Genomic DNA, 7,528 nt, shown 5'->3' with positions numbered 1-7,528 from the left:
TGGCGGTTTCGCCAGCCGAGTGTTTTGCCTGGATTTGGGTTGTCGCTCGGGATCACGCTGAGCTGGCTGGTTCTGATCGTGTTGATCCCGTTGTCGGGCCTGGTGTTTCGCGCCAGTGGATTGGGCTGGTCGCAGTTCGTGGCGTTGTCGCTCGATCCGCGCACGTTGAACGCGCTGACGATCTCGTTCGGCACGGCCTTTCTTGCGGCGATCATCAACCTGATCTTCGGCGTCATCCTCGCCTGGGTGCTGGTGCGCTATCGCTTCCCCGGCAAAAGGGTGATCGACGCCATGGTCGACCTGCCGTTTGCGCTGCCGACCGCGGTCGCCGGCATTGCCCTGACGACGCTTTATGCCCCGAACGGCTGGATCGGCCAGTTCATCGAGCCGCTCGGGTTGAAGATCGCCTTCACGCCTGCCGGTATCGTCGTCGCCTTGATCTTCGTCGGCCTGCCCTTTGTCGTCCGGACCGTGCAGCCGATCATGGAGGAGATCGACAAGGAGGTGGAGGAGGCAGCCGCCACCCTTGGCGCCAGCCGCTTCCAGACGATCAGCCGGGTGCTTTTGCCGGGGCTGCTGCCGGCCGGCCTCACCGGCTTTGCCCTCGCCTTTGCCCGCGGCGTCGGCGAATACGGCTCGGTGATCTTCATCGCCGGCAACCTGCCCTACGTCTCCGAGATCGCCCCGCTGCTGATCGTGATCAGGCTGGAAGAGTTCAACTACGCCGCCGCCACCGCCATTGCCGCGGTGATGCTGGCGATCTCGTTCGCCATGCTGCTCCTCATCAACTCGATCCAGGCCTGGAGCCGGCGGAGATATGTCTATGTCGCATGATCTGACCGCCGGCGCTGGAACCATGCCCGCAGCCAGGCCACTGCAGGCGGCAACCTCGGAAAGCCGCTTTGCCCGGCTGACGCTGACGATCACGGCGCTGGCCTTCGTCGCGCTGTTTCTGCTTTTGCCACTCGCCGCCGTCTTCACCGAGGCGCTGCGCAAGGGACCGGTCGAGTTCATCGCAGCGCTTGGCGATGCCGAGACCTTCTCGGCGATCCGCCTGACGCTGACGGTTGCGGCCATCGCCGTGCCGCTCAACCTCGTCTTCGGCGTCGCCGCCGCCTGGGCGATCGCCAAGTTCGAGTTCAAGGGCAAGGCCTTCCTGACGACGCTGATCGACCTGCCGTTCTCGGTCTCGCCGGTAATCTCCGGTCTCGTCTTCGTGCTTCTGTTCGGTTCGCACAGCCTGATCGGCCCCTGGCTGCAGAGCCACGGCATCCAGATCCTCTTTGCCGTGCCGGGCCTGGTGCTGGCCACCGTCTTCGTCACCTTCCCCTTCGTCGCCCGCGAACTGATCCCGCTGATGCAGGAACAGGGCAGTAGCGACGAGGAAGCGGCGCTGTCGCTTGGCGCCTCCGGCTGGCAGACCTTCTGGCATGTGACCCTGCCCAACATCAAATGGGGGCTGCTCTATGGCGTGCTTTTGTGCAACGCCCGCGCCATGGGCGAGTTCGGCGCCGTCTCGGTGGTCTCGGGCCATATCCGCGGCGAGACCAACACCATGCCGTTGCAGGTGGAAATCCTCTATAATGAATACAACTTCGTCGCCGCCTTCGCGGTGGCGGCGTTGCTGGCGCTGCTGGCGCTGATCACCCTCATCTTGAAGACGGCGCTGGAGATCCGCTACAGCGCCGAGATCGCCGCCAGCCGCAGGCACTGAAAGGTCAAACGCTATGGACGTGCGCGTTCACAATATCCGCAAGGAATTCGGCCGCTTCCCGGCGCTCGACGACGTCTCGCTCGATATCCGCTCCGGCGAGCTGATCGCGCTCTTGGGGCCCTCCGGCTCCGGCAAGACGACGCTGCTGCGTCTCGTTGCCGGTCTCGAAAGCCCGACCGGCGGCACGATCTACTTCGGCGACGAGGATGCCTCGCAAAAGACGGTGCAGCAGCGCAACATCGGCTTCGTCTTCCAGCACTATGCCCTCTTCCGCCACATGACCGTGCTCGACAACGTCGCCTTCGGCCTCAAGGTGCGTCCGGCCAACCGAAGGCCGCCGGCCGCCGAGATCCGCAGCCGCGCGCTCGACCTCATCGACCTCGTGCAGCTCTCCGGCCTCGACAAGCGTTATCCGGCGCAGCTTTCCGGTGGCCAGCGTCAGCGCGTGGCGCTCGCCCGCGCCATGGCGGTGGAACCCAACGTGCTTCTGCTCGACGAGCCCTTCGGCGCGCTCGACGCCCAGGTCAGAAAAGAACTGCGCAAATGGCTGCGCGAGATCCACGACCGCACCGGCCACACGACGATCTTCGTCACCCACGACCAGGAGGAGGCGCTGGAGCTGGCCGACCGGGTCGTCGTCATGAGCAAGGGCACGATCGAGCAGGTCGGCACCCCCGACGAGATCTACGACCATCCGGTCTCGCCCTTCGTCTTCGGCTTCATCGGCCAGTCGAACTGCCTCTCGGTCACGCTCTCGAACGGCGAGATCTGGTTCGAGGACCGGCCGATCGGGCTCAGAGCCCCGGCCGAGCCGGACGGTCCGGCCAACCTGCACTTCCGCCCGCATGACATCGAGCTGATCGACGGCTGCGGCGGCTGTCTCGCCGGCCTCGTCGCCGCCAGCCGCCGTGTCGCCGGCACCCGCCATCTCGAACTCGACCTCGGCCGCAACCATCCGCATGTCGAGATCGAACTCTCCCCCGAACGCGCCGCTGCCGGCGACCACAGCCGCATCGCCTTCAGGCCCACAAAGTGGAAACTCTTCAGGGATAAGAGGCAGCAGGCTGTAGCCTCGGAGGCGAAGACCGAGAGCCGCACGATCGAAATGCAGGAACCAACATTGGTTGCCCAGGCCTCCTAAGAGGCGTCGGACATCGGGGCGTCCGGCTCAAGAAGTCTCGAGCGGCCAGACCTCTACCACCCCGTGGGCAACCGCGCACGGGGTGCGCGACACCATATCGATCGCCTCCGCCAGATTGGCCGCCTCGATCACCGCGAACCCCGCCACTGGCAGAGAAGACGACATGAACGGACCGTTCTTCTTCTCGAGCTGCGCTGCCTCGGCGTTGCGCACCTGGACTGGCGTGCCGGCGATCCCCATCAACGCTCCTCTTGCTTGAAGTTCGGCGTCATGGGCATGCGCCGCATTCCGGACGGCTGCCGGGGTACGGTCGTAGCCCGCACGGTCTCCATATCCGATCGTCACGAACTTCGGCATGAGCAACATCCTCCTGGCAACGGCATTCTACTTCCGACGGGCTAATTGACAGTCGGGCCGGCGAGGCCTTCCGTGAGGGAACGCGGATGCATTGGAAAAGTTGCGACGGCTCCTGTGTCCGCATCACAACAGGGAGGATGCAATGCCGACCATCATCGCCCACCACAAGATCACAAAAGGTGCGGAACACTGGCTGAAGTCCCCAAAGCGCAAGGAATTCTTTGGTTCTCTCGGCGTGACAAACCTTCGCACCTTCGTCGATCCTCGCGACCAGACGCACGTAGCCATTCTCATGGACGTTCCCGATATGGAGACGCTGGCGAAAGCCCTGCAGGGCCAGGCCGCGGCCGACGCCATGGCGTTTGATGGCGTGGTGCCGGAATCAATCAAGATCCTGGTTGAATCATAGGGCACATGCGCCTGCATTCGGCACTGTGCCTGAGGGAGTGCGCCGCGGGGTGGACGGCTCCCGCGGTCACTTGGCCATGGCCTGAGCCAGAGCCAACGCATCAGGCCGGATTACCAAGCGGCAGATCGCCCTGCCGTACATTGCGGTACATTTCCGGGTGAGGCCCGACATATCCGGGATACCTCTTGGCACCAGATTGAGATCGTCACTTCATGAACACAGAAGGAACGATCGCATGCGCCGCCGTATTCTCTCCACTGTTGCTCTTGCGTTTGCAACGAGCGTGGTCGCCTTCGCTGCCCAGGCGGCAGATATCAAGAACATCGTCATCGTGCACGGCGCCTTCGCCGACGGCTCGGGCTGGCGCCAGGCCAGCGACATCCTTGTGCGGCGCGGCTTCAACGTGACGGTCGTGCAGGAACCGCTGACATCGCTCGCCGCCGACATCGAGGCGACGAACCGTGTCTTGGACCTGCAGGATGGGCCGACCTTGCTGGTCGGGCACAGCTACGGCGGAATGGTGATCAGCGAGGCCGGCCATCACCAGAAGGTCGAAGGTCTGGTCTACGTTGCGGCGTTTCAGCCAGACAAGGGCGAAGACGTTGCAACGCTTGCCGGTTCGAAGCCGCCGGCGGCAAGGAGCATCAAGGAAACCCCCGACGGCAAATATCTCTATCTCGATCCGGCAGCGTTTGCCGCCGATTTTGCTGCCGATCTTCCCAAGGCGGAGGCAGCCTTTGCGGCGAAGTCGCAAGTCTTTGCCGCAAAGGACATTTTCACTGCGAAGGCCGGTGAGCCCGCTTGGCGGACGAAGAAGAGCTGGGCGATCGTGGCGACCGAAGACCGAGCGATCAATCCAGAGCTGGAACGCAGCATGGGCAAACGCGCCGGTAGCCAGATCAGAGAAATCAAGGCGAGCCACGCCGTCTTTGCCTCCCAAGCGGAAAAGGTCGCCGAAATCATCGAAACCGCAGCCAAGGACGCCGGCAAATAACCCGAACACGCCGCGCGTCTGCGTCCTGAGTGCGGCGCCCTTCCGCACTCAGGACAGCGGGCCTCAAGACGTTCCACGTTTCCTGGCCGCCGGCTTGACAGCCCGGTGAAAGAGCGGAAGACTTCATGCATGGGGGTGCGATCACCCCATGAGGCGCCAGCCGAAGCATCGCGTCCATAGAACCGCTCATCCGGAGGACGCGTCATGTCGTCATTTCTCGAAATATCCTCGGAAAAACTCGCCCGCCTCATCGGCACACCGAACTGCCCCGAACTGATCGATGTCAGGATCGATGACGATTTCGATACCGATCCCCGCCTCATCCCGGGTTCCTACAGGCGCGACTATCGCCAGATGCAGAGTTGGATCGACGGTGTTACCAAGGCATCGGCAATCATCATCTGTCAGCAGGGCAAGAAGCTCAGCCATGGCGTTGCCGCCTGGCTTCGCAATGCCGGCATTGCTGCCGACGTGCTCGATGGCGGTTTCGAGGCCTGGGCCAGCGCCGGCTATCCGGCCGTGCCCGTTTCCGCGATACCCGAACGGGATGCAAGCGGACGGTCCGTCTGGGTCACGCGGGCGCGACCGAAGATCGACCGCATCGCCTGCCCCTGGTTGATCCGACGCTTCGTCGACCCGAAGGCGGTCTTCCTGTACGTGGCGCCGTCGGAAGCCGAAATGGTCGGCGAACGCTTCGGAGCAACGCCATTCGATATCGATGCGCCGATCCGTTGGAGCCACCGCGGCGAACTCTGCACATTCGATGTCATGGTGGAGCAGTTCGGCCTTGCAACCACGCCGTTGCTCCGGCTCGCGACCATCGTGCGCGGAGCCGACACCGCGCGCCTCGAGCTGGCGCCCGAGGCGCCGGGCCTGCTCGCCGCTTCCCTCGGCCTCTCCCGCATGTATGCCGACGACCTGGAGCAGTTGGAGGCGGGAATGCTGCTCTACGATGCCTTCTATCGTTGGTGTCGGGATGCGACCAATGAGACGCACAATTGGCCCTCGCCCAAGAAGGACCTTTGAGATGTCCGATATTGCTGACAAGGCCGCGCCCGATGTGGTGCGGCAGGGGCAAAGCCACGGCATCTCGTTCGGCGAGGCGGTGCGGGTCTGGGCGCGAATTGCGGCGCTGAGCTTTGGCGGACCAGCCGGGCAGATCGCGGTTATGCACCGCATCCTCGTCGATGAAAAGCGCTGGATCGGCGAGCATCGCTTCCTGCATGCGCTGAACTATTGCATGCTTCTGCCCGGCCCGGAGGCGCAGCAGCTTGCTGTCTATATCGGCTGGCTCCTGCATAGAACGGCCGGCGGCCTTGTTGCCGGACTTCTGTTCGTGCTTCCGGGCTTCCTGGCGATCCTCGGCCTTAGCTACATCTACGCCGCCCTCGGCAATGTCACTGTCGTCGAAGGCCTCTTCTTCGGCCTCAAGGCCGCCGTGCTCGCGGTCGTCGTCCAGGCCGTCTTTCGCATTGGCGGCCGCGCACTCAAGAACCGAATGATGATCGGCATCGCGACGGTTGCCTTCATCGCCATCTTCTTTTTCCGAGTGCCCTTCCCGCTGATCATCCTGGCAGCCGGCGTGCTTGGCTACATCGGCGCCCGCTGCGGATCTCCGCTCTTTCGCATCGGCGGCGGGCACAAGGGCGGCAGCGGCCCGGTTCTGAAGGACGAGGATTCTGCGCTCGGCGAGGAAATCCCCGCACATGCCCGCCCGAACCTTGCATGGTCGCTGCGGATTTCCGGCGTCCTGCTTGCGCTATGGCTCGTGCCCCTGGCGCTGCTCGTCATCTTCCTCGGCTGGGACAACGTCTTCAGCCAGATCGGCCTGTTCTTCAGCCAGATGGCGGTCGTCACCTTCGGCGGCGCCTATGCCGTGCTTGCCTATGTCGCCCAGGAAGCCGTACAGCACTACGGTTGGCTGAAACCCGGCGAGATGCTCGACGGGCTCGGCATGGCCGAGACGACGCCCGGACCGCTGATCATGGTGGTACAGTTTGTCGGATTCATGGGCGCCTACCGCGCTCCCGGCACGCTCCACCCGATGATGGCGGCGACTTTGGGGGCGATGCTGACCACCTGGGTTACCTTCGTGCCCTGCTTCCTCTGGATCTTCCTCGGGGCACCCTTCATTGAGCGGCTGCGGAACAATGCCGCGCTAACGGGTGCAATGTCGGCGATTACCGCTGCCGTCGTCGGCGTAATCCTCAACCTCGCCGTCTGGTTCGGGCTTCACACACTGTTTGCGGAGCAAGTAACGTGGCAATTGGGGCCGTTCGCACTCGACCTGCCGGTGCTGAAGTCGCTGGTGATGCCATCGCTCCTGCTGACGCTTGCGGCCGGCGTCGCGATCTTCCGCTTCAATGCCTCGGTGATCACGACGCTGCTTGCATGTGCGCTTGCAGGCATGGCCTGGACGCTTGCAAGCAACTGATTGCGAAAATGGCGTTTAGTCGTCGTAGACCGATTGCGGGAGATGAAATCCCTCCGGCAGTTGCGCGCCATAGAAGCGCTCTTCCGGCGGAGGCGGTGGCGGTTCGCGATGCTTCACGGCGCAGGCGGCGAGCACGGCCTTCAACTGTACCGGCCGATAGTTGTCGATCAGGCGCGGAGGTGGATCTTGTTTGTCCGTCTGTTGCGACATCAGTGTCCTCATGGGAACGGTTCAGCATGAAAGACAGTGCCAGCCAATCGACCTCACGGCAACCGCGCGCCGCAAGGCTGGCGATTCCACAGCGCGCCCGGCGGGATCCCGACAACGATCGAACCGCGAGGGCACACATCGCAAGATAATCGAGCGATTAGCGGCGGCTCACCTTGTGTCGACTGCTTATCACCCTAAGTCTGCACCGCCGCCACACGGCAGGCAACAAGAAGCGAGGACATTGAACATGCGCGATCCCCTGGCGAAAC

Annotated in this window: 9 protein-coding genes; 7 read left to right on the top strand and 2 right to left on the bottom strand. The window is 63.6% G+C overall.

Annotation, left to right across the window (positions count from 1 at the left end; genetic code table 11):
- The 3 genes from cysT to I8N66_RS34720 form a co-directional block, all read left to right on the top strand.
- A partial coding sequence (gene cysT / locus I8N66_RS34730) for a sulfate ABC transporter permease subunit CysT (protein ID WP_291164292.1) occupies nucleotides 1–834 on the top strand: 834 nt, incomplete at its 5' end.
- Nucleotides 824–1,714, top strand: a complete 891-nt coding sequence (cysW, locus tag I8N66_RS34725; protein ID WP_162768987.1) for a sulfate ABC transporter permease subunit CysW — start codon at nucleotides 824–826, stop codon at nucleotides 1,712–1,714. The genes cysT and cysW, both read left to right, overlap by 11 nt.
- A gap of 13 nt (nucleotides 1,715–1,727) precedes the next feature.
- Nucleotides 1,728–2,855 (top strand): sulfate/molybdate ABC transporter ATP-binding protein, encoded by a 1,128-nt coding sequence (locus tag I8N66_RS34720; RefSeq protein WP_291164289.1) that lies wholly within the window; start codon nucleotides 1,728–1,730, stop codon nucleotides 2,853–2,855.
- Nucleotides 2,856–2,882: 27 nt separating this feature from the next.
- On the opposite strand, the gene I8N66_RS34715 is transcribed toward I8N66_RS34720, so the two are convergent.
- Nucleotides 2,883–3,212 (bottom strand): YciI family protein, encoded by a 330-nt coding sequence (locus I8N66_RS34715; protein ID WP_113535234.1) that lies wholly within the window; start codon nucleotides 3,210–3,212, stop codon nucleotides 2,883–2,885.
- Nucleotides 3,213–3,354: 142 nt separating this feature from the next.
- On the opposite strand from I8N66_RS34715, the gene I8N66_RS34710 reads away from it, so the two are divergent.
- From I8N66_RS34710 to chrA, 4 genes are all read left to right on the top strand, one after another.
- Entirely contained in the window at nucleotides 3,355–3,621 is a 267-nt protein-coding gene (locus tag I8N66_RS34710) for a hypothetical protein (protein WP_113535074.1), read from the top strand.
- 235 nt (nucleotides 3,622–3,856) lie between these two features.
- Nucleotides 3,857–4,615 (top strand): alpha/beta hydrolase, encoded by a 759-nt coding sequence (locus I8N66_RS34705; protein ID WP_291164284.1) that lies wholly within the window; start codon nucleotides 3,857–3,859, stop codon nucleotides 4,613–4,615.
- Between the two features lie 204 nt (nucleotides 4,616–4,819).
- Entirely contained in the window at nucleotides 4,820–5,641 is an 822-nt protein-coding gene (locus I8N66_RS34700) for a sulfurtransferase/chromate resistance protein (RefSeq protein ID WP_113535076.1), read from the top strand.
- A 1-nt stretch (nucleotide 5,642) separates the two neighbouring features.
- A complete protein-coding gene (gene chrA / locus I8N66_RS34695; RefSeq protein ID WP_113535077.1) occupies nucleotides 5,643–7,049 on the top strand; it encodes a chromate efflux transporter in 1,407 nt (468 codons plus the stop codon).
- 15 nt (nucleotides 7,050–7,064) lie between these two features.
- Here the strand turns inward: chrA and I8N66_RS34690 are convergent, their stop codons facing one another.
- Nucleotides 7,065–7,259 carry a hypothetical protein gene (locus I8N66_RS34690; protein WP_113535078.1) on the bottom strand — a complete coding sequence of 65 codons (195 nt, stop codon included), beginning with the start codon at nucleotides 7,257–7,259 and terminating at the stop codon, nucleotides 7,065–7,067.
- Nucleotides 7,260–7,528: the final 269 nt, after the last annotated feature.

The organism is Ensifer sp. SSB1 (assembly GCF_016652895.1).
GTDB lineage: Bacteria > Pseudomonadota > Alphaproteobacteria > Rhizobiales > Rhizobiaceae > Ensifer.
Note: the sequence above shows the minus strand (reverse complement) of the source record. Positions and strands in the feature narration are given on the sequence as shown.